This is a genomic window from Veillonella sp. Ser01 (assembly GCF_053850375.1).
Genome location: NZ_JBSPUA010000007.1, coordinates 1 through 22570, shown reverse-complemented (window position 1 = coordinate 22570; position 22570 = coordinate 1). Strand labels below are relative to the sequence as shown.

The window sequence follows — 22570 nt, the reverse complement described above, 5'->3', positions numbered from 1 at the left end:
AGTTACTCTCGAACTATATCGTATGTCAGTCTGGCTAACTCTCTCTAAATCCCTTTAACGACACGCCAGTATGTCACCTTTAATATACAATTATAAAATAACTTTGTCAATATTTTATAAAAATTTTATCTTTTTCATTTGCCAATAAATACTTGCAAAAGATTTATATAAATTGTAATATTAATAAATTTTATGACATCAACACTTAATTTACTACCATTAATCATTTACATAAGTCGTCTATAAATGGTATTATTAGCAGTGCACTAGAATTTGGTTATTATGAAAGAAAGGTAATAACTATGTTTTCATTTCTACAACCAAAAGAGGCAAAACCATCGGTTCCACAGAATATGATTATGAATTTATATTACAAATATAGATTTCAATCTCTAGCCGGTATATTTATTGGTTACGCTGCGTACTATATCGTTCGTAACAACTTTGCCTTATCAACTCATTTTTTATCAGATATCTTACACATGAGCAAAACGGAAATCGGTTTGCTATCTAGTGGTATGCTTATCGCCTACGGTCTAAGTAAAGGCTTCATGAGTAGTCTTGCTGACAAAGCTAGCCCTGCAAAATTTATGGCTTTCGGTCTTATTTGCTGTGCAATTATCAATATTTTTATGAGCTTTGCCGACAGCCTCGCTTTCTTCTTAGTATTAGTAGTTCTTAATGGTTTCTTCCAAGGCTTTGGTGTAGGCCCATCCTTCATCACACTCGCTAAATGGTATCCAAAACAAGAACGTGGTCGCTTTGGGGCAATTTGGAATATCTCCCATAATCTTGGTGGCGGTATCGTAGCACCAATCGTAGCTGCTGCGTTATACTTCACCACTACTGATCACTGGCAATTAGGCAGCTATGGTATTCCTGCAATTATTGCGATTGTAGTAGCTGTTATTATTGGCTTCTTGATTAAAGAAAGTCCAGAACGAGAAGGCTTACCACCAACTAGTGAAATCATTGCCGATACAGCTCATAAAGCACATAGAAGTGCAGAAGCACCGCACCTAAGCACAAGACAAATTTTTGTACAATACGTATTAAAAAATAAAAATGCTTGGTATGTGTCTCTAGTTGATACATTCGTTTACATGATTCGTTTCGGTATGCTTACATGGTTGCCTATTTACTTATTACAAGTAAAAGGCTTCTCTAAAGCAGAAATGTCCATCGCATTCTTATTCTTCGAATGGGCCGCCATTCCTTCTACAATTTTTGCAGGTTATATTTCCGATAAATTCTTTAAAGGTTATCGTATGCCACCAGCAATCATTGCAGTAAGTATTATCTTCTTCTGTATCTTTGGCTATTGGCAAAGTGAATCCCTATTATGGGTTACATTCTTTGCTGCTGTCGTAGGTTGCTTAATCTACATTCCTCAATTCTTAGCATCTGTACAAACTATGGATATCGTACCTCCATTTGCGGTAGGCTCTGCCGTTGGTCTTCGTGGCTTCATGAGTTACATCGTCGGTGCCAACCTTGGTACAACACTATTCGGTGTGTTAGCAGATAAATTTGGTTGGAATGCAGGTTTCTATCTCTTGTTGGTAGCATGTGTTCTTTGTGTTACATTCTGTGTACTTGCACACTTTGGCGCAAAAGAATTAGATGCTAAAGAAGCAGAACTTGAACAATTACAACCAGCTGAAGCAAACAGCTAACAACTAAATTCTAGAGCAAACCAAAAGGTAGCAACATATATGTTGCTACCTTTTATTTATTCTTAAGTAAATTTGCCAAAAACCAAATAATTGGGCCTATAAATCTCACCTTTTTAACAGTATCCATTTTATCTAGAATAGGCTTAGTTATCTCTGCATTGCTTTCAAGCAACACATATTTTTTATCAACATAAACGCCTTTGGAATACTCTGTCGTATGAACCCGTTTTTCAATAGTAAGTATATGAGTACCATTATCAGCTTCATACTCTTCATAACGAGAGAAAGCACCAATATCTATATCTGTATCTATATCCCCTCTTGTACCTATTACCATCTGATAACCTCTATGTACTACATTCATATCAGATAGCATCACCTTACCACATAACTTTGTAAACTGATATACACTACGTTTTTTGTTCCAACAAATCCAAAACTCTGCGTTATTCTTATGTTTGACTAACTTATACTTATACCAAATTCTCATGAGTATCAATGTAACGAATTTTGCCTAGGATCGTATATAACTCATTTCGGATACGCAATGTATCGCCATAGTTAAATTTCATAAAACACTCTCATTCCCAAAACAATATATTATTAATTACTATGATTGTACATATAATATGAAGTTCTGCCAATATGGATATAGCAAAAAAGGTAGCAATATATATGTTGCTACCTTTTATTGTTTTATAATCAACCTTGTTGGCAGAAATAAATGATATAGTTTCTATCTGGACTGACTGCAGCGCCTAAAGAGTATGGATGATTCCAAGTGCCCCCAAAATCAAATAAATACAGTACATAATTGTCTGGTATTTCTATCGAATCTTCATTATATGACAATCTATGCAAATATTGTTTTTGAAACTTTCGATTTTCTTTTTCAGTATAAATTGGATACACTTTATCTTTAGAACGCTTATTATCATAATTCGGTTTAGGCTTTAATACATCTCGCGCATCTTGTATTCGTTTACGAATTTCAAAATATCTCTTATACTTTGCACTATTGTCTTCATCTGGAATCTGTACCTTATTGAATTCTGCTAGTACTTGATTTTCCAACTCATATATTTCATCTACAAATTTATCAATTGGATGGTCTTGTCGCTCTTGTATAAATTTACCCATCGGCACAGTTGTATTCTTTACAGCCAGTATCGACCTTGGAATTAATGCAGATAGAGAATCTGCATAAGCCATATTAGAGTCAATAAATTGTTTAACATACACATTGGATATATCAGATTTTAAAATAACCACTTTAGAGTTAGAACGTGCTTCATCAATATATGGCTTTAATTGTTCCGGTGTGCCTCCAAATGCAAATTGTACATAAGCCCTACCTTGGAAAAAACTTGGATTACTATGCATATGAATATTTTTAGCAAAACTAGGTATTTTCTTTGGAAAACCAGGAATCAAAGGCATCATTTTATAATCTTTGGGATTATTGATAGGATACTCAATTAATTCTACAGGTTTAAACAGACTCTCTAGTGACTCTTTTATTTCCTGTTTAGAACGAACTGTAAATAAATCATGGCCTTTATTTTGATCTAAATACTCTCGAATTGCCTTTTCATTTGCTTTGTCCCTATCAGCACGCGTCCTATAATCTTTAGTATTAATGGGATTTGTTAGCTTAATTTCGCCTTGACCATTCTTTTTCATATACGGGCTCACAATGCGTAAAGGTTTATCTCGACCACCAATAAAATAGCCTTCATTACGTGTTGATTCAGTATTATAATTTTTAATTTCTTTTAGTACTTGTTCATCCTTATCATTATAAAGTGGATCAAACGTTTTGTATTCACTACCAAAATCAGGTTTTTCTGATATTTTAAATCGCTGAGAAGCGTGCTCCTTCTCCTTCCGTTCTAATGTAATTTCATCTTGAATCGAAAGCTTTTTAGAGTTAATAGATTTATCCCTTATAACAGCTTTAAAAGCACCAGGAATAATCTCAACAAACTCTAATTTCACAGGAGCTTTAGTTTGTACAGGCTGATTTGACTTTGCATTATTTTTCAGTTCAGCACTGGTATTGGGGGGTATCTCATCCACTGTTGCCGCTAAACTAAACTGACTAGATAATGCTAGTGAAAGCATCATCAGCACAAAATATTTCTTATTCATTTCTCTCTCCTATATACATCTACAACTTTTAATATTATAGCAAAAAAGACCTACAGTAAACTGTAGGTCCTTATATTTTGGTGCGGTTGGAGGGACTTGAACCCTCACGAGCGTACGCTCACCACCCCCTCAAGATGGCGTGTCTGCCATTCCACCACAACCGCATGGAATACAAATGGTGCCTCAGGACAGAATCGAACTGTCGACACACGGATTTTCAGTCCGTTGCTCTACCAACTGAGCTACCGAGGCACGTTTTTTTGTAAAAAAAAATGGCGACCCCGATCAGATTTGAACTGACGATCTTCGCCGTGACAGGGCGACATGTTAACCGCTACACCACGGGGCCGCGTATCAACTCTCGTTGACTACTCATATATATTAACATGATGTAACCGACTAATGCAAGTACTTTTTTCTAATTTTTTAATGAATTTTTCTAAAATATGTGAAATTTAGAACTATCTACTAAAAATCGCAAATATTAGCCATTTATTTTCAGTATGCTTGAATATACTTCAAATTATACCTATAATCATAGAAATTAAAATCACCATCACCTATAAAACGGATGCTTTTCTGATTTGTGACTTTGTCACGAACCAGCTTAAGGATAATAAAAAAATTGGCACCTAAATTTCTTTAACGAAAAATAGGTACCAATTTAAATATAATAATATAAAATTATTTATTATAGTATTTTCACAAGTATGATACAAATTATAAATGATCCCAAGGACCGTCACGCAAGTCTTGTTCCCAATAATACTCAACCTTCATATCACTGCGTTTAACCTTATCAAACATCTTAGAACGTGCCGAAGTCATCACATTTTCACTATGTTTACCACCAAAGTACGCATATCTAGACTTACCTAAAGTATACATAACAGATACATAAGGTTCTACAGAACTAATATTGCTTTTACCAATTCCTAAGTCTACAGAGATATGAGGCGTCACATTCATTTTAGCGCCTACCTTTAGCCCATGTATGGATTGCCACTTATGTTGGTCAATATAGAACATCTCTGCTGGATGTTCTCCTGGTGCTTTTGTTTTCCAATGATATCCTTCCACATAACTAGATAGCCAACGGGCATTCTTATAATCTCGTGTATACCGTATATCAAAGCCATCCAATACATGTTCATAAGAATATCGAGGTGTTCTTCGAATACCATCAGGTGGTGAACTTAAGCTATCATGAAAATCTATTGCCCGTGGTACTTGACGCAAAGGTGTGTTAATGTCATAAGGCCCCACCTTTTTTTCTGATAGTCCATGGTATACATTGACACTAATCGTATTTAGACCAGCTACATATTCTAAGCCTGCACTAACACGAGAAAATTTATTCTTAAAAGCATAGTCATAGAATACATTGGCACCGACGTAGGCATGCTCATGTGTACTAAGGCGACGATAGCCAACACCAGCAGTACCGACAACACCAAGCGTATCATGTTCTACTACTTCACCTTTATCAATATAAGTATCTTGACCGACAATTCTTCCAAAATCTGCGTCCGCCCCATTCCAATATGTAGTAGTGGAAACTTTTTCGCCACCATTACCATCTAAGCGACCTTGTACAAACACCACGGATTTTCCATCTTTACCATATTGTTTTATGGGTTGCAATGTTTCTATAAAATACTTTGCGTTCATTTTCTGCTTAGAATTATGATTACGATAATGGAATCGTGTATCATAGCTTAGATTATTATCAGTCATTTGTTTATTAGGCATTGCATAATCATGATAAGAATCTTTCTGAGTACCTTGTAACCCAATACCGATATCCGTACGATCCATCCAGCTTGATTGAACTGTTTCCCCATTATCCTTATCTGCAGCAAAAGCATATGTAGCAAAGCTACAAGTCAATGCCGTGCATACTAAAGATTTGATAATAACCCTTTTACTAACCATAATCTATCCCTCTTTTATATGAAAATTTCATGAAAGATACTTTTATTATATATCCTTTAACCAGCTAAAGCAATAATATATCTTATCCACTTTACAGCATATATATTCTTTATAGTTTATTAGTGCATATATTTGAAAGTTTTATTATTTTAAGTATCACTAATTAATAATTATAGTGAAGGACCTTTGACTATGATAAAATAAATATATATTATATAAATAATAAGAATGTAATATAAAATACTTTGGAGCAATACAATGAAATCAAAATCACTTATAACCATCTTAATTATTGCTATTGTTGGTGCCTTAGCAGCAGCGTGGTATTTCATGTGGTACATTCCCCATACACCAGCTTATACGTTAAAAATTATCCATCAAGCCATACAAGATAAAGATGCCGATGAAGCCTTACGCCATATAGATACGAAATCTATCGTAAAAAATATATTAGAACGGGAAGGCAATAAATATATAGATACATCCAATCCATTTGGCAAAGCTACTATTGCAGCAGCTAAAACATTTGGTCCATCTTTAATTGAAGATGTGATGCGAAAATATATTGAAGATCCAGATAGCTTTAAATCTCAGCCAACTACAACAGATACTAACAATACGGCTCAAAGTGATGACAACATATCCATGGTCGATCGTCTTGTAGATGGTCGTCTCTTCAAAGCGCATGATGTAGAGGTTAAAAACATTAAATCTGAAGACGATGGAGATACAGCTACCGTAACAGTAACAATCCAAAACAACAAAAGAAATATGACAAAAGATATACGTGTTTTGATGCGTCACTTAGGTGATGGCACATGGGTTATTTACGATATTCCAGACATGGAAGACTTATATACAGTGACTCGTAAGTAAAAAGTAATTAATAAGACATTCAAAACCATAAAAGGACAGTACATACTGAAATAGTATGTACTGTCCTTTTATCATTGTATATTACTTGTTATCTATTACCGATCAAAGTCCACAATAGCTAGTGTTACGGTTACTTGGGAGATGAGTCGCTCTGCATCGTCTAGCATATCAAAGCGCCACACATGGGACGTTTTCCCTTTTACCAGTAATGTGCCGTAAGCTGTTAAGGCCCCTTCACATCGTACAGGGCGCAAATGATTAGCTGTTACAGATTGTCCAACACCAAATTTATCTGCCCCAATAAGTTCATTACTCATCATACCTGCAACGATTTCTGCAAAGGCCAAGGTAGCTCCACCATTTAGGTAACCTTGCGGTTGCTTGTGAAAGTCGCCTAGATTCATTTTCGCAATACATGTAGTATCACTCGTCATACGAGGTGCTTCAATTTGTAAAGATTCTATCAAATTCATAGTGTTCGTTTCTCCACGCAATACGCTTCTAATCTATCATCAAAAACAGTTACACCTAAGCCATCTCCATCAGGGACATGCATAACACCATCCTTAAAAGTTAAATCTGGATAGATAAGATCTCGTTCAAAATATCTATTAGAATCAGATAGATCTCCTGCCATATAGGAATCACCTAGAGCCGCTAGTTGAGCGTGCAACATTTTAGAAATGCCCGACTCTACCATGCTACCCACCCAATACGGAATATGACACTCCCTACAAAGATTAATAGCTGCCTTAGTAGGTACGAGACCACCCATACGACCTACTTTTATGTTGAGTACGTCAATCAGCCCATACTCAATAGCATAGGATAAGTCGTCATAGCCCAAGATGGACTCATCTAAACAGATAGGCGTTTCAATATGCCAATCATCGTTGTTGAGGCGTCCCCACTTCCACTCCTTATAGGATTGAAGCGTTGTTATAGCAAAAGGCTCTTCTATGCAAGCTAACTTCAAATCGTTAAATTGACGGACCTTATCAATATCATCATAAGAATAGCTTTGGTTTGCATCGGCTGCCAAGACTAAATTGGGGTAATGCTTACGTACTAAGGCTGCCCGTTCGTAGCCATCTGTAGGATTCACCTTTAACTTGATGCGCTTACAACCATTTGCCACATGAGCTTCTACGACATCTAGCAATTGTTCCATCGGTACATCACCGATAACAACGCCGCTTTCAACGGTATCTTGTAAAGGCCGCCCCATAATATAGGCAACGGAGTTTACACCTAATCGCTCACAATGAAGGTTAATCAATGCATTTTCTAAGGCCGCAATTGTCATAGGCATATGATCTCGATTTAGCCAAAACTGTAGCTGACGCACATAGGTCATGAGCGGCTTAGGCCGCATCAAACGGAGATTAAAAATATAGTCATCCACTAATTTTTGCCAGCATGTATCTACAGTTTCTGCTGTATAAAAGGGCTCTGTAAAAGCCACGCATTCCCCATAACCTATATAACCTTGTTGATCCTCGATGCGAATGACGATCGTTTCTCGTTCTTTTACTTCACCTTTGGCAGTTTTAAAGTTAAACTTTAACGGCAGTTTAAGGCGATATGTAGTTATACTTTTAAAGTTTAAAATATCATTCATAGGCGCCTCAATCTTCTAAATGTAGTTCATTACGCATAATTTTACCTGTTCCGTTTCTAGGCAAAGCAGGCAATATCTTTACGTATTTAGGAACTTTATATTTTGCCAAGGATTTGGTCATAAAGGATAGAATTGCATCTCCAGTCATGCTTTCACCATCGTGAAAAGCCACAAAGAGCGCTGGTACTTGGCCCCATTTAGGATCAGATACAGGTACAACCGCACATTCCTTCACCGCCGGCAATGTATAGACTAAATCCTCTAATTCCTTTGGATAAATGTTTTCTCCACCAGATATGATAAGGTCTTTGCGGCGATTCAGAATATATACAAATCCATCTTCATCGACATAACCGATATCATCTGTATTTAGATCCCCATCAATAGGTTCCTGATTGATATATCCAGTCATAACCATTGGGCCTGTTAAGTGAATCTCACCTACTCCATCCGCATCAGGATTATCAATGCGAATACGCATTCCTGGTAATGGTTTTCCTACGGAATCTCGTTTATGAGGGTAATCCAATACAGAGAAGGTAACGCTTTGACTAAAGGTCTCCGTCATGCCATAGGTCTTGTAAATTGGCAGCGATTTCTTTTCACAAGCATCGATGAGAGCCATAGGAATAAACTCGCCACCTAGCAAAATAACACGTAATGTATGATGTGTAATCTTCGGTTCTAATTGAGTCAAAATTGTGGGTACGAGAGACATCATATTGATTTTCTCAGATTCAATGAGTTCTAAAACCTTTATCTCATCGTATTTAGGCAATATCGTAACAGCCGTTCCATTGTAAAGAGACCGCATCAAAATAGATAGACCACTTACATGAAACAGCGGTAATACCATAAGCCAATTATCTTGTTCGGTTTTACCTAACACCTCTTGAGACGCTTGTACATGAGCTCTAATTTGCCCCCATCGAAGGGGCACTGATTTAAACTGACCTGTTGTAGCGCTAGTGTTCATAATAGCTGCAATGTCTGTATCATTAAATGTCCAATCAAAGATATCTTCTAAAACACGGGCAACTAGAATAGTTTCTAGAGGTTCAAACTCAATAACACACATTGAATCAGGCAGTTGATTCCGTCGGTCTTGACTATGTAAAACGGTGGTAACACCTAATTGTTTCAATTGGTTTTCTATCTCATTAGGCTTAAGATGTACATTAAGTAATAGTACCTCTTTATGAGCTAGCATAGCTGCCAGTACATAGATTGCCATAGTAACAGAGTTGTCCGATAAAATGGCCACACAAGAGGTTTTTAAAGGCACTAATTTACGAGCTACATGGACTACTCCGCCATAAATATCCTTATAGGTATATTCATTTATACATATGCGATCAGGATAGTGCTCTGCACCATACCGTAACCATTCCATCGTCTCACCTCATATCTAAGCCTGATTTCTAATTACCAGTAAATAACAATTGAAATATCAATATCAAAGAGATATTACAAGAAAGGCGCCTCATATAGAGGCGCTCTTATTATTTTAAAATTAGTTAGTCCTCAATCTAGGACTAGTAACTCTCCCTATTAAGGGAATTTAGGGAATTGTTTGAAGTTCGGTTTACGTTTTTCTTTGAACGCATCACGGCCTTCTTTTGCTTCATCGATTGTGTAGTACATCAATGTAGCGTCGCCTGCGAATTGTTGTAATCCTGCAAGACCGTCAGTATCGGCATTGAATGCACCTTTCAACATACGCAATGCCATTGGGGACAATTCAAGAATTTCGTTACACCATTGAACTGTTTCTTCTTCCAATTTGTCGAATGGTACAACACAGTTAACCATCCCCATTTCATAAGCTTGAGCAGCTGTGTATTGACGGCAAAGGAACCATACTTCGCGTGCGCGTTTATGACCGATCATGCGAGCCAAGTAACCTGCACCGTAACCAGCATCGAAGGACCCTACGCGAGGACCAGTTTGACCAAATTTAGCATTTTCAGAAGCGATGGTAAGGTCACATACGATGTGCAATACATGACCGCCACCAATAGCAAAACCGTTAACCATAGCGATAACAGGTTTTGGGATAACGCGAATCAAACGTTGCAAATCAAGAACGTTCAAACGAGGTACATTATCTTCGCCTACATAACCACCATGGCCGCGTACGCTTTGGTCACCACCGGAGCAGAATGCTTCTTTATCTTCACCTTGACCGTGGTTTGCACCAGTCAATACAATTACGCCTACTTCGTTATCTTCACGAGCTACTGTGAAAGCATCGATTAACTCCATAACAGTTTTAGGACGGAACGCGTTACGTACCTGTGGGCGATTAATAGTAATCTTTGCAATGCCATTATATGTTTCGTAAATTACATCTTCATAATTACGATCCAATACTTTCCAATCAAATTTGCTCATGGACTTAACCTTTCTTGTGTAAAAAATCTAATACCGCTTGTTCAAATAGTTGCGGTTTTTCTATATGCACATTATGCCCCGCCCCTTCGACGACGACATGTTTAAAGTTTGGCAACTTGCCAAATACATCTCTTCCTATTGTAGTATATTTTGTATCTAATGCGCCACTTACATATAAGCCTTTAAGAGATAATTTTTCTAATTTATCCCCCACATAAGGCATGACCCCTTGGCCTGAGCCACGAAGGGTACATGCTAATGCATATGGACTATTATGAGCACGACGTAACTGGATTAGTTCAATCACCGCTGGTAAAAGCTGTTTTTGACTTTCAAAAATAGGAGCCTTTGCCCAACGTGTCGCAAACCATGCACCATCATGATTTTCAATGTGAACCGCTAGCTCTTCATCGGCCTTACGACGCTTCGCTCGCTCATCATCAGAGGCGATACCTACAGAGCCACTTTCAAGAATAAGTCCTTTGATTTCACTTTCATATTCCAAAGCGTAGGAAAGGGCAATGCGGGCCCCCATGGAGTAACCCATGAGGTAATAACTATCTCCCACCATATGATAAATAACGGTATGCAAATCCTCTATCATTTGAGGAATGGTATAAGCCTCACCCTCTTCAGGGATATCGGAATCCCCATGACCAATCAAGTCGATACGGACCACGCGATAGCCGGGAAGATTAATAGCATCCCAAGTGTAGCTCGATTCAGAGAAGCCATGGAAACACACAATAGGTTCTCCATCGCCAACTATAGTCAAACCGTAGCGGTATTCACCCAAATCAAAGTACATGCGTTGAGCTGGATTACACAAAGCATTATCTACAATACTGCAAAAATACTGACTCATAGTAATGCCTCCATATCAACTGAAACTTTCGTATATTTCTTATGTAACTGTCGACTATATTCCCGATTTGTAGGGATTTCAATGATATGAACGCCTGATTCTGAGCTAACATTAGCTAGTACAGTACTCAATTCGTCGGGACTTGCGATTTTAGTATAACCACAGCCATAAAGTTTGGCAGCTCCGCTATAATCTAAGCCTTGCGATGTAGAGAACAAGTAATCAAAATGCTTCGTTCCCTTTTGCGGTAAGTATTCAAAAATACCGCCTCCATCGTTATTATGCAAAATAATCGTCAAATTGAGATTGTGCGTTTTCGCCACAGCCAATCCATTTAAATCATGGAATAAAGACAAGTCACCTGTTACGAGATATGTAGGTCTGCCATTTGCTGCTAGCCCTAGAGCCGTAGAAATAGTACCATCAATACCATTGACGCCTCGATTACCATATAGAGTTGCTTTAGACTCCCCACTAAACCAGAAATAATCAAAGTCTCGAATAGTCATGCTATTGGCAACAAGCACTTGTGCATTACTGGAAATATGTTGCTGTAACTCGCGTATCGTGCGACCTTCAAAGCAACTTGGTTCCTCTATGGCTGTACCTAATGTCTCTTTTCCTGCTGTTTCTAAATGCTGCCATTTACCAAGATATGCGTGGGAGTCATTTTGTACACCATACAGATTCGTAAATACATCAATACTTGCTTGCATGTGCGTAGTGGTTTTACCCGTTGGATTCATAGAGTCCATTGTAGGATTAACCTCAATGTATTCTACATTATCCCAACTCGCCACCATCTGTTGCACGCGTTTCGACACAACGATTTGTCCAAACTGAATTACGCAATCAGGCTTTAAGATGGGCCATAGCTCTTTCTCCGCTAAAAATGCATCATATGTAGAAATAACTACATTATTAATATCGATGCCTTCCTTCTCACTACGATTACTATCTGAGTTATAACATCGTCTTACATTAGATAATGGATCTGCCAAGATAGGTGCTTGTAGCGTTGTAGCAAAAGAAAGAATACTGTTAGCTTCTACAACATCTACCTGTGGTCCAGCTAATATAAGAATATTCTTATATCGGGCAAGGACGCTATCATTATTACTGCTATTAGAATTGTTTACATGACTTTTACGACTTGTATTATCATAGTTACAGCCACTACTATAATGTGGCTTAACTACGTTAAAGGGACTACGTCCCGCTTCAAAGTGTTTACTGTCCAGTTCAGGTACCAAGGGCTCAAAGAGAGGCACATTGATATGTACTGGTCCTTTTTTAGTATCCATAGCTTTCATATACGCTTTACGCGCTACTTGGCGTGGATATGTATAGTAATGAGCCTCTTGAGGCACTGCTAATTCTTCGTAATAGTTTACAGCGGTACCAAAAATTTTCTGTTGGTCTATTGTTTGCGGAGCCCCTACGTGTAACAACGTGTGTGGTCTATCTGCAGATAGTACGATGAGAGGCACACCGCTATATTGAGCCTCTAAAATAGCGGGCAAATAATGAGCCACTGCTGAACCAGAGGTACAAACGAGTACAGTTGGTTCCTTATGAGCCTTTGCAATGCCAAGAGCCATAAAACTAGCAGAGCGCTCATCTATATTCATATAGGTTTCAAATCCTTCATGCTCAGTGAAAAGCATGGCCATCGTCGTAGAACGAGAGCCAGGGCTAAACACGGCATGACGGACGCCGAGTTGATAGAATTCATCTACCAAGGCAGCAATATATTCGTTCATTATATTCCCTTTCAAACACCCCTAGAGGTACGGAAACAATTATAAAGCATCCAAAATGGTACGCATTTTATTATTAGTTTCTGCGTATTCTTCATCCGCATTAGAATCGGCTACAACGCCACAACCTGCATAGGCATATAGTACATTATCCATGATGAGAGCAGATCGAATGGCAACGACTACGATGCCGTCCCCCATGTCCTTCATAAAGCCAAAAGGTGCTGCGTACATACCACGCTCATGGGCTTCGTACGTTTGTAATAGCGCCAATGCCTTTTCTCGAGGTTCCCCACCAAGGGCTGGTGTAGGGTGTAACAATTTAGCCCATTCCACAAGAGATTTTGTACTATCCTTTGCGGTAATTATGGTTCGCAAATGATAGAGGTGAGCTAGCTCCATAATACCCGTTTCACCTATGGTCACATCTGGAGTAATAGCTTTCATAGTGTTTACAATGCGATCACGGACGATAGTATGTTCAAAAAGATTTTTCTTATCTGTTAACAGTTGCTCCTTAATCCATGCATTTGGTCCATGTTTAGGCGCCGTTCCAGCTAAGGCATAACTAAGGATTTCACTGCCGCGATGACGCACTAGAATTTCTGGCGATGCTCCTACAAAGGTACGCCCATCCTTTTCATAGCCAAAGATAAAGCAATTAGGATTATTATCGACTAAGTTAGCCAAGATACTTGCCACATTATATGGTGTTTCACTAGTGAATTCCACCTCGCGAGAGGAGACGACCTTAGTCATTTCACCGCGACTAATGCCATCAGCAATAGCATTCATCAAACGGTTCCAATCCGCCTTATCATCGCTAGTTTCCTTGTAGTTATGACGAACTCGAGGTACCTCATAATTCTCAATAGGTACACTTTCACCAGCATGTAAATAGAAGGATTCTCCATTTTCTACGATGTAATAATGGGTAAAAGCAATCATTTCATGGCCCATATTAGACCATTTAGGGTCTTTTACAGTATCAAAAAAAGTATCCCCATAAAATACATAAGCGTAATTATGGCGATCGTCATCATCTTTAACCGTCGCTAAACGTTTAGCGCCCACAACGATGCGGTCACTTTGGCGATCCACCCAAAACACACGTTCTTCATTGGGGAAATTCATCCAAAATGATACCGGACTATTCAGTTTTAACAGTTCTTTGTTATATTTCATAGTTGTATGTCGCTATACGAAAAATAGACTATAGTAAAAACACCTAATATGTAGAAGATGTACTTCTACATATTAGGCGCCATCAATAGGTTTCAAAATTTTTGAGATGAGCCTAACGCCATCACACGTCGATGGGCCCTCTTTATATCTACATTATTATAACATAGGTAACCATTAAAAGGTAGAAAATAAAAACCTCTACACCACATGTAATATGCATGAGTGTAGAGGTTTTACTTTGTTCAAAACGTTTTTGCTGTATTTAAAACGCTGTTACTGTATTCGAAACACTTTTTCTTTATTTGAAAGCTTTCGCCCCAATATCTGTACGGTATTGCATGCCCTCAAAATTGATGTGTTCTATACGGCCATAAGCTCTATCTAATGCTGTTCTAAGGTCTTTACCAAGACCTACTACGCCAAGAACACGGCCACCATTTGTCACATACTCTTCGCCTACTAGTTTAGTACCAGAATGGAATACGATGGTTGTATCATGTTGTTTAATATCACCATGAATCACATCACCCTTGGAAGATGTTTCAGGGTACCCTTTAGAAGCAAGAATGACACAAGCTGCCGAGGAATCTTTCCATTTCACCATATCAGCTGTTAATGTGCCTGTGGCACAAGCCATCATAACTTGACCTAAGTCACTATCAAGTAATGGCAATACTACTTGTGTTTCAGGATCGCCAAAGCGGGCATTAAATTCTACAACCTTAGGACCTTGAGGCGTAATCATAAGGCCTGCATAGAGACAACCTACATAAGGCATGCCCTCTTTTTGCATGGCCTCGACCATAGGTTCTAAGATCGTTTTCATCGCTTCATCACGCAATGCATCAGTAAGCACTGGCGCTGGTGCATAGGTACCCATGCCACCTGTATTAGGACCTTTATCTCCATCAAAGATGCGTTTATGGTCTTGGGAAGCAATCATAGGAACTACAGTCTTGCCATCTACAAAGGCAAGTAAGCTAGCCTCTTCGCCTTCCATGAACTCTTCGATAACTACGGTGCTACCGGCCTCTCCAAAACGATTGCCACTGAGCATATCTTCTACAGCCGCATTTGCTTCGTCAATAGTCATAGCCACTACAACACCCTTGCCAGCTGCTAAGCCATCCGCTTTAACAACGATGGGAGCCCCTGTTGTAGCGATGAATGCTTTCGCTTCTTCTACGTTGTGAAATACACCATAGGCAGCAGTTGGGATATTGTATTTTTTCATTAAATCTTTGGCGAACACTTTGGATCCTTCTAGTTGAGCAGCTGCTTTAGATGGCCCAAAGACAGGAATCCCCGCTGCATTGAGTGCATCTGCTAGTCCTGCTACAAGAGGAGCCTCTGGACCAACAACGACTAAATCAACGTGATTATCTTTCAAAAAACGAATTAAATGATCGCTTTGCTGCCAGTCGATACCTACTAGCTCAGCACAATCTGACATGGCCGCACTGCCAGGAATGGCATATACCTTTGTTACGCTAGGGCTGATGGACAATCGCCATGCCAATGCATGTTCGCGGCCGCCGCTACCGATTACACATACTTTCATAAATCCTCCATCGACGCCTAAACGCCATCAATACATCATTTATGTAAGCACTTATAGCCTCTATAATCATTATTACGCATCAATGATACGAGGTAGTGCTCGACTCTAACCCTCAATTAGGCTAAACAAATTAATGTTTAAAGTGACGAATACTTGTAAATACCATAGCAATGCCCGCTTCGTCGGCAGCCTTGATGGATTCTTCGTCTCGAATAGAGCCACCCGGTTGAATAATGGCTGCAATACCATGCTTTGCTGCCGTTTCTACAGTATCCCCAAATGGAAAGAATGCATCAGATGCTAATACAGCGCCTTTAGCAGCTTCACCAGCTTGTTCAAGAGCAATTTTTGCAGAGCCAACGCGGTTCATTTGACCTGCCCCCACACCGAGTGTACGTTTTTCGTTAGAAATCAAAATGGCATTAGATTTTACATGTTTTACAAGTTTCCAAGCAAATTCAAGAGCTTTCCATTGTTCCTCTGTTGGTTGAACCTTTGTAACTACTTTATAATTAGCCCGGTCTTCTTGGATATCATCCTCTGTTTGCACTAATAGACCACCAGAAACCTTTTTCACTGTTACTTGTCCAGATTCAGGTTTAGATAACTCGATGAGGCGAATATTTTTCTTTCCTTCAAGGATGTCTAATGCTTCTTTTGTGAAAGCAGGTGCCATGATGACTTCTAAGAAAATTTTGCTCATTTCTTCTGCCGTAGCTGCATCTACTTCACGGTTTAAAGCAACGATACCACCAAAGGCGGATACGGAGTCTGCTTCGTAGGCATTTACATAAGCATCATGCAAGGTAGCTGCCGTCGCTGCGCCACATGGATTTGTATGCTTAATAATACATGCTGCAGGATCTGTGAACTCCCACACCATATTCCACGCCGCTTCCATGTCTACGATGTTGTTATAGGAAAGCTCTTTACCATGAAGTTGTTTCAAGGCCCCCATGCCATGAGCTTTGCCAATTTCTTTGTAGAATGCTGCTTTCTGATGCGGATTTTCACCATACCGAAGGTCAGTTACCTTTTCATAAGCACTTAAATATTCAGGTGGTGTAGGGCCTTCATCTAAGATACCGCTCATATAGTTAGCAATGGCTACGTCATAAGCAGCAGTATGAGCAAAGGCTTCTTTCGCCAAACCAAAGCGATATTCTTTAGTCAACTCGCCATGTTCTTTAAGCATTGTTATGATTTCATCATAATGGTTTGGATTTACAACGATGCCCACATACGCATGGTTTTTCGCAGCAGAACGCACCATGGTAGGGCCACCGATATCAATATTTTCAATAGCTTCCGCTAAGGATACATTTGGTTTGGCAATGGTTTCACGGAATGGATAGAGATTGACAACAACAAGGTCAATTGGTTCAATACCATGGTCAGCCATAGCTTTTTGATGTTCAGTATTATCACGGATAGCCAAAATACCACCATGAACCTTGGGATGCAATGTCTTTACACGGCCGTCCATCATTTCAGGAAAACCAGTTAAAGATTCAACTGCTTTTGCTGCAATGCCCGCATCAGTAATCGCTTTAAGGGTCCCACCTGTGGAATAAATGGTTACACCTAATTCAACTAACCCCTTCGCAAAATCTACAATACCTGTTTTATCAGAAACACTAAGAAGTGCATTTTTAATCATGTAACGTCTTCCTTTGCTTACACATCAATCTTCAATATATACAACACGCCCTTTTATTGTGAGTTTGTCATCACAAAATAGCCGTAAAGCCTCTTTATACGTTTTATGTTCGATAGGTAATAATCTATCACTCAAGGTATCCTCTGTATCATCGGGTAATACAGGAACCGTATTCTGCATAATGATAGGACCTGTATCCATTCCCGCATCAACAAAGTGTACCGTACACCCCGTAATTTTTACGCCTCCGTCAATGGCTTGTTGATGACCATGAAGTCCCGGAAAGGATGGCAATAATGCAGGATGGATATTTAAAATTTTATGCTCATACCGGTCAATGAGCTTAGGCCCTACTATGCGCATATAGCCAGCCAACACAATACCATCTATCTTATAAGGTTCTAAGGCATCTAGTTGAGCTTGTTCAAAACTAGCTTTAGAATCATAGTTGCTACGGTCAATAACAATAAGTGGAACATTCCAAGATTTAGAGCGGTCCACAATTCCTGCATCACCATGATCTGTAATGATTACAACAAATTCACCATTAATATAGCCTTCTTGCATAGCCTTATACAGAGCTTCCCCATTGGATCCACGACCACTAGCAAAGAGAGCTAATCGCTTTTTAGAATTACACATCAAACTCAGCCCCTTTAAGGACAACTGGACCATCACCACTTACGATGCGGCCAATTTCGTATACCGCTTCACCACGACTAGAAAGGTTTTCTTTAACCGTTTCTACATCCTTTTGGTCAACGATAACAATCATACCAATGCCCATGTTGAAAGTACGGTACATTTCAGGCCAAGCAACATTGCCCCATTCTTGTAGTTTTGTAAATACAGGAAGTCGTGGCCATGTAGTGACATCTACCTCTGCAGTCACGCCTTTTGGCAATACGCGTGGAATATTTTCATAGAAGCCACCGCCGGTAATATGAACCATGCCTTTTACAAGCTGTTGTTCAATCAATGGCAATACAGCTTTAGGATATAAACGAGTAGGCGTCAATAATTCTTCGCCTAAAGTTTTACCAAACTCTGGAATTTTTGTATCGATAGATAACTGTTTATGGTCGAATACAATTTTACGAACCAAGGAGAAGCCATTAGAATGTACACCAGACGATGGTAGACCTAAAATTACGTCGCCAGCTTTGATACTTTCACCAGTAATCAATTTAGGACGATCAACGATTCCAACAGCAAAACCAGCCACATCGTAATCATCGTTATCGTAGAATCCCGCCATTTCAGCAGTTTCCCCGCCTAGTAAAGCACATCCGGACTCTTTACAAGCCTCAGCCACACCGCGCACAATATCTGCTACTTTCACAGGATCAAGTTTACCAACTGCAATGTAATCGAGGAAGAATAAAGGCGTTGCACCTTGCACAAGAATATCGTTAACACTCATAGCTACGCAATCTTGGCCGATTGTATCATGCTTATCCATCATGATGGCGAGGCGCAATTTAGTGCCTACCCCATCCGTACCAGATACGAGCATAGGGTCAGACATAGAGTGACCAGCTAAGGAATAAAGGCCCCCAAAACCACCTAAATCACCTACAACACCAGGTGTATAGGTGCGTTTTACGGATTCTTTCATCAATTCTACTGCGCGATTACCTGCATCGATATCAACGCCTGCATCGCGATAGGTTAAACTAGTTTTATTCGAGCACATATTTGACCCCTTCCTCTTGTTCCGCAGGAACCTCTACACTGTAATCACCATTAAAGCAAGCAAAACATAAGTCATTAGGCGCTATATCAGATACAGCACGACACAAGCCTTCACGAGATAAATAATGTAATTTGTCAGCATGAATATAATCTTTTATTTCATCTACTGTATGTGTGGCAGCAATTAGCTCTTTACGCACCGACGTATCAATACCATAGTGACAGGAATACTCAATGGATGGAGAGCTTACACACATGTAAACCTCTTTAGCGCCCGCTTCCTTTAGCATTTTAACGATAATACCACTCGTAGTACCGCGTACGATAGAATCATCGATAAGGACAATCCGTTTGCCCCCTACTATGTGGGGCAGTGCATTAAGCTTCATACGAACAGCTAATTCCCGCTCCTCTTGATTTGGCTTGATAAAGGTACGACCGCTATATCGGTTTTTCACTAAGCCTTCTGCAAATGGTATGCCCGATGCACGAGCATAGCCTAGTGCAGCTGTAGTGCCAGAGTCAGGAATAGACATGACGATATCTGCATCGTATTTAGTTTCGTTATATAATTCACGCCCCATATTAAGACGAGATTGATATACCGATTGACCATCGATATGGCTATCGCCACGGGCAAAGTAGATATATTCAAAAACACAAAGCTTTTTGTCAATTTTCTCTGGTTCTGCATAGATAACACTACGTACACCAGAGTCGTCGATAATTACCATTTCGCCTGGATCGATGTGACGAATAAACTCGGCTTTTATAGCATCTAAGGCACAGCTTTCACTAGAAAGGACATAACCATTTTCAGTTTTACCTAAACAAAGAGGTCTAAAGCCTTGGGGATCACGGACACCTACCAAGGAGTCGTTCGTAGTAATAACGAGAGAGAAGGCTCCTTCAATTTGACGTGCCGCATCGGCAATGCGTTCCTCTTGTGTCTCAGCTTTAGAGCGAGCAATGAGGTTTACGATAACCTCAGAATCCATAGTCGTTTGGAAAATGGAACCATCCGCTTCAAGGCGTTTGCGAATAGCTAAAGCATTCGTTAAATTACCATTATGAGCTACCGCAATTTGACCGCCTTGGTAATGAATTACTAACGGTTGAATATTGCGTGGATTATTGGACCCTGTTGTGGAGTACCGTACATGGCCAGTCCCCATATGGCTAGGCAAAGATGGTAATTCTTTGATAGCCTCAGTCAACAAGCCCATGCCTTTCTTTAGTTCTACATCATGACCATCGGTAACGGCGATGCCCGCACTTTCTTGACCACGATGTTGGAGCGCAAAGAGGCCCCAATATACATAGCGTGCTACATCAACGGTTCTATCATAGACACCGAATACACCACACTCTTCATGCCATTTATCAAAAACAGGATCGTAGTTCATTGTGCCCCCTTAGGCGCGTTCGCCAGTAAGACGGAATAACATTTCTTTGTACGCTTCTTCAATATTACCAAGGTCTCGACGGAAACGGTCTTTGTCGAGTTTTTCACCAGTTGTAGCATCCCAGAAACGGCATGTATCAGGAGAGATTTCATCGCCTAATAATACTTCACCATTATGTGTACCAAATTCCAATTTAAAGTCTACGAGAGTTACATTTTTAGTAGCCAAGAATTTTTTCAAAATATCGTTTACTTTTAATGTAATAGTAGAGATTACATCAAGTTGTTCTTGCGTAGCCCAGCCAAGTGCTGTGATTTGGGATTCATTAGCGAATGGGTCACCTAATTCATCATTTTTGTAGCAGAATTCAAGGATTGGATGTTTAAGAGGAGTACCTTCTTCAATGCCAAAGCGTTTAGCCATAGAACCAGCTGCAATGTTACGAACGATAACTTCTAAAGGAATGATATTCAATGTAAGTACTGTTTGGTTGCGATCATCTTCGCGACGAACGAAATGAGTTGGAACGCCTTCTTTTTTCAATAATTCAAAGAAGAAGGAAGAGATTTTATTGTTCAATACGCCTTTGCCAAGGATGGTATCATGTTTCTCGCCGTTAAATGCAGTAGCATCATCTTTGTAATGAACGATGTACTCGTCTTTGTTATCTGTTTGATATACTTGTTTTGCTTTACCTTCGTACAATAATGTTAATGTTTCCAAGTCGATGTTAGCCATGATGTATCTCCTTTAGCATAATTAATGATACAAACTATATAATAGATATCTAATAAAAAAATTAAGCTTTCTTAATCAGCAATGTAATCGGTAATGAATTATATGATTATAGTTTAATAGCGCCTTGTAGTTCCGCATTATCTGCTAGGACTTTTTCAGCCATATCTTTGCGATACTGTACATATCGGTCTTTCAATTCTTTGTTGAAAGCTGCTCCAATTTGGACTGCAAAAAGTGCTCCGTTTTTAGCACCATCTACAGCCATAGTTGCTACAGGCATACCAGATGGCATCTGAACAATAGCAAGCAAGGAATCGATACCTTTTAAAGCGGTTGCGTTAAGAGGAATTCCGATAACAGGCAATGTAGTGAAGCTAGCTACTACACCTGGTAAATGGGCCGCTGCACCAGCACCAGCTATAAAAGCGATAGCCCCTTCATCTTCAAGGCGTGTAACAAAATCCTTTACAGCCTCTGGCGTACGATGTGCAGAGGCGATAACCATTTCGTAAGGAATGTTAAATTCATCAAGTACGGCAGATGCCTTTTTCATTGTGTCTAGGTCAGACTTGCTGCCCATAATAATACCGACCTTCATAGATCCTCCTAATAAAAAAGCCCAGCCTAAACAGACTGGGTCAAATGCGCACAAATAGCCTCCGTAGACTTGCTTTGAGTTTGTTGATTTGCATAGTTCACGGTGCTACCTCCTTCTTGTACACAAATTGTAACACCTAATATTTACAAAATCAATACAATTTTCGAATATTATATAATTAATTATTTTTATTATTCGTTATATTCCGAACTATTCGAAAATATTAATTTTAATTATATCGACTTTATTCAAATCAATTGATTATAAACATATGCTCAATTTATACAGAAACATCTATTCAATAAACGTATCATTTTTCAATATTTATATATACTTTCTGCAAAAGCAAAAGAGGGTATTCTATCTATAAAGAGGCTCTCTGTCAAATGTTGGGGGATTCACCCTACGAGTCTTCTTTGGCACCAATCATAGTTATGGTTGGTGCCATT

At 39.2% G+C, this 22570-nt stretch carries 19 protein-coding genes and 3 tRNA genes; 2 read left to right on the top strand and 20 right to left on the bottom strand.

Annotated elements, in window-relative coordinates:
• Positions 1-302: 302 nt before the first annotated feature.
• A complete protein-coding gene (gene pgtP / locus ACWTVK_RS08975; protein WP_060924140.1) occupies positions 303-1676 on the top strand; it encodes a phosphoglycerate transporter PgtP in 1374 nt (457 codons plus the stop codon).
• Positions 1677-1728: 52 nt separating this feature from the next.
• Here the strand turns inward: pgtP and ACWTVK_RS08970 are convergent, their stop codons facing one another.
• The 6 genes from ACWTVK_RS08970 to ACWTVK_RS08945 form a co-directional block, all read right to left on the bottom strand.
• A complete protein-coding gene (locus tag ACWTVK_RS08970) occupies positions 1729-2013 on the bottom strand; it encodes a hypothetical protein (protein ID WP_456046603.1) in 285 nt (94 codons plus the stop codon).
• 365 nt (positions 2014-2378) lie between these two features.
• On the bottom strand, positions 2379-3827 hold the full coding sequence (locus ACWTVK_RS08965; protein WP_456046602.1) for a hypothetical protein: 1449 nt from the start codon (positions 3825-3827) through the stop codon (positions 2379-2381).
• Positions 3828-3905: 78 nt separating this feature from the next.
• A tRNA-Leu gene (locus ACWTVK_RS08960) sits at positions 3906-3991 on the bottom strand.
• A gap of 12 nt (positions 3992-4003) precedes the next feature.
• Positions 4004-4079 (bottom strand) — tRNA-Phe (locus tag ACWTVK_RS08955).
• Between the two features lie 21 nt (positions 4080-4100).
• Positions 4101-4176, bottom strand: a tRNA-Asp gene (locus ACWTVK_RS08950).
• A gap of 371 nt (positions 4177-4547) precedes the next feature.
• Complete coding sequence (locus tag ACWTVK_RS08945; protein ID WP_456046601.1) at positions 4548-5762, bottom strand: inverse autotransporter beta domain-containing protein; 1215 nt, start codon at positions 5760-5762, stop codon at positions 4548-4550.
• Between the two features lie 258 nt (positions 5763-6020).
• On the opposite strand from ACWTVK_RS08945, the gene ACWTVK_RS08940 reads away from it, so the two are divergent.
• A complete protein-coding gene (locus tag ACWTVK_RS08940; RefSeq protein ID WP_456046600.1) occupies positions 6021-6638 on the top strand; it encodes a hypothetical protein in 618 nt (205 codons plus the stop codon).
• A 95-nt stretch (positions 6639-6733) separates the two neighbouring features.
• Here the strand turns inward: ACWTVK_RS08940 and ACWTVK_RS08935 are convergent, their stop codons facing one another.
• The 14 genes from ACWTVK_RS08935 to purE form a co-directional block, all read right to left on the bottom strand.
• Positions 6734-7111, bottom strand: coding sequence for a PaaI family thioesterase (locus ACWTVK_RS08935; protein WP_303939948.1), 378 nt, complete (start codon positions 7109-7111; stop codon positions 6734-6736).
• Entirely contained in the window at positions 7108-8259 is a 1152-nt protein-coding gene (menC, locus tag ACWTVK_RS08930) for an o-succinylbenzoate synthase (RefSeq protein ID WP_308522781.1), read from the bottom strand. The genes ACWTVK_RS08935 and menC overlap by 4 nt, the downstream gene beginning before the upstream one ends.
• A gap of 7 nt (positions 8260-8266) precedes the next feature.
• Positions 8267-9652 carry an o-succinylbenzoate--CoA ligase gene (gene menE / locus ACWTVK_RS08925; protein ID WP_308522780.1) on the bottom strand — a complete coding sequence of 462 codons (1386 nt, stop codon included), beginning with the start codon at positions 9650-9652 and terminating at the stop codon, positions 8267-8269.
• Between the two features lie 158 nt (positions 9653-9810).
• Positions 9811-10653: a 1,4-dihydroxy-2-naphthoyl-CoA synthase gene (gene menB, locus ACWTVK_RS08920; protein ID WP_005387880.1), complete on the bottom strand. Its 843-nt coding sequence runs from the start codon at positions 10651-10653 to the stop codon at positions 9811-9813.
• Positions 10654-10657: 4 nt separating this feature from the next.
• Complete coding sequence (menH, locus tag ACWTVK_RS08915; RefSeq protein WP_308522779.1) at positions 10658-11518, bottom strand: 2-succinyl-6-hydroxy-2,4-cyclohexadiene-1-carboxylate synthase; 861 nt, start codon at positions 11516-11518, stop codon at positions 10658-10660.
• Complete coding sequence (gene menD / locus ACWTVK_RS08910) at positions 11515-13281, bottom strand: 2-succinyl-5-enolpyruvyl-6-hydroxy-3-cyclohexene-1-carboxylic-acid synthase (RefSeq protein ID WP_308522778.1); 1767 nt, start codon at positions 13279-13281, stop codon at positions 11515-11517. Before menD ends, menH begins: the two co-directional genes overlap by 4 nt.
• Before the next feature lie 39 nt (positions 13282-13320).
• A complete protein-coding gene (locus ACWTVK_RS08905; protein WP_456046599.1) occupies positions 13321-14463 on the bottom strand; it encodes an isochorismate synthase in 1143 nt (380 codons plus the stop codon).
• Between the two features lie 298 nt (positions 14464-14761).
• Entirely contained in the window at positions 14762-16024 is a 1263-nt protein-coding gene (gene purD / locus ACWTVK_RS08900; protein ID WP_456046598.1) for a phosphoribosylamine--glycine ligase, read from the bottom strand.
• Positions 16025-16154: 130 nt separating this feature from the next.
• Positions 16155-17684 carry a bifunctional phosphoribosylaminoimidazolecarboxamide formyltransferase/IMP cyclohydrolase gene (gene purH / locus ACWTVK_RS08895; RefSeq protein WP_456046597.1) on the bottom strand — a complete coding sequence of 510 codons (1530 nt, stop codon included), beginning with the start codon at positions 17682-17684 and terminating at the stop codon, positions 16155-16157.
• A 24-nt stretch (positions 17685-17708) separates the two neighbouring features.
• Positions 17709-18326, bottom strand: a complete 618-nt coding sequence (gene purN, locus ACWTVK_RS08890; RefSeq protein WP_456046596.1) for a phosphoribosylglycinamide formyltransferase — start codon at positions 18324-18326, stop codon at positions 17709-17711.
• A complete protein-coding gene (gene purM / locus ACWTVK_RS08885) occupies positions 18319-19380 on the bottom strand; it encodes a phosphoribosylformylglycinamidine cyclo-ligase (RefSeq protein ID WP_456046595.1) in 1062 nt (353 codons plus the stop codon). The genes purN and purM overlap by 8 nt, the downstream gene beginning before the upstream one ends.
• Positions 19367-20785 (bottom strand): amidophosphoribosyltransferase, encoded by a 1419-nt coding sequence (gene purF / locus ACWTVK_RS08880; protein ID WP_456046594.1) that lies wholly within the window; start codon positions 20783-20785, stop codon positions 19367-19369. The genes purM and purF overlap by 14 nt, the downstream gene beginning before the upstream one ends.
• Positions 20786-20794: 9 nt before the next feature.
• A complete protein-coding gene (gene purC / locus ACWTVK_RS08875) occupies positions 20795-21523 on the bottom strand; it encodes a phosphoribosylaminoimidazolesuccinocarboxamide synthase (protein WP_105085273.1) in 729 nt (242 codons plus the stop codon).
• 106 nt (positions 21524-21629) lie between these two features.
• Positions 21630-22121: a 5-(carboxyamino)imidazole ribonucleotide mutase gene (purE, locus tag ACWTVK_RS08870; protein WP_105081468.1), complete on the bottom strand. Its 492-nt coding sequence runs from the start codon at positions 22119-22121 to the stop codon at positions 21630-21632.
• Positions 22122-22570: the final 449 nt, after the last annotated feature.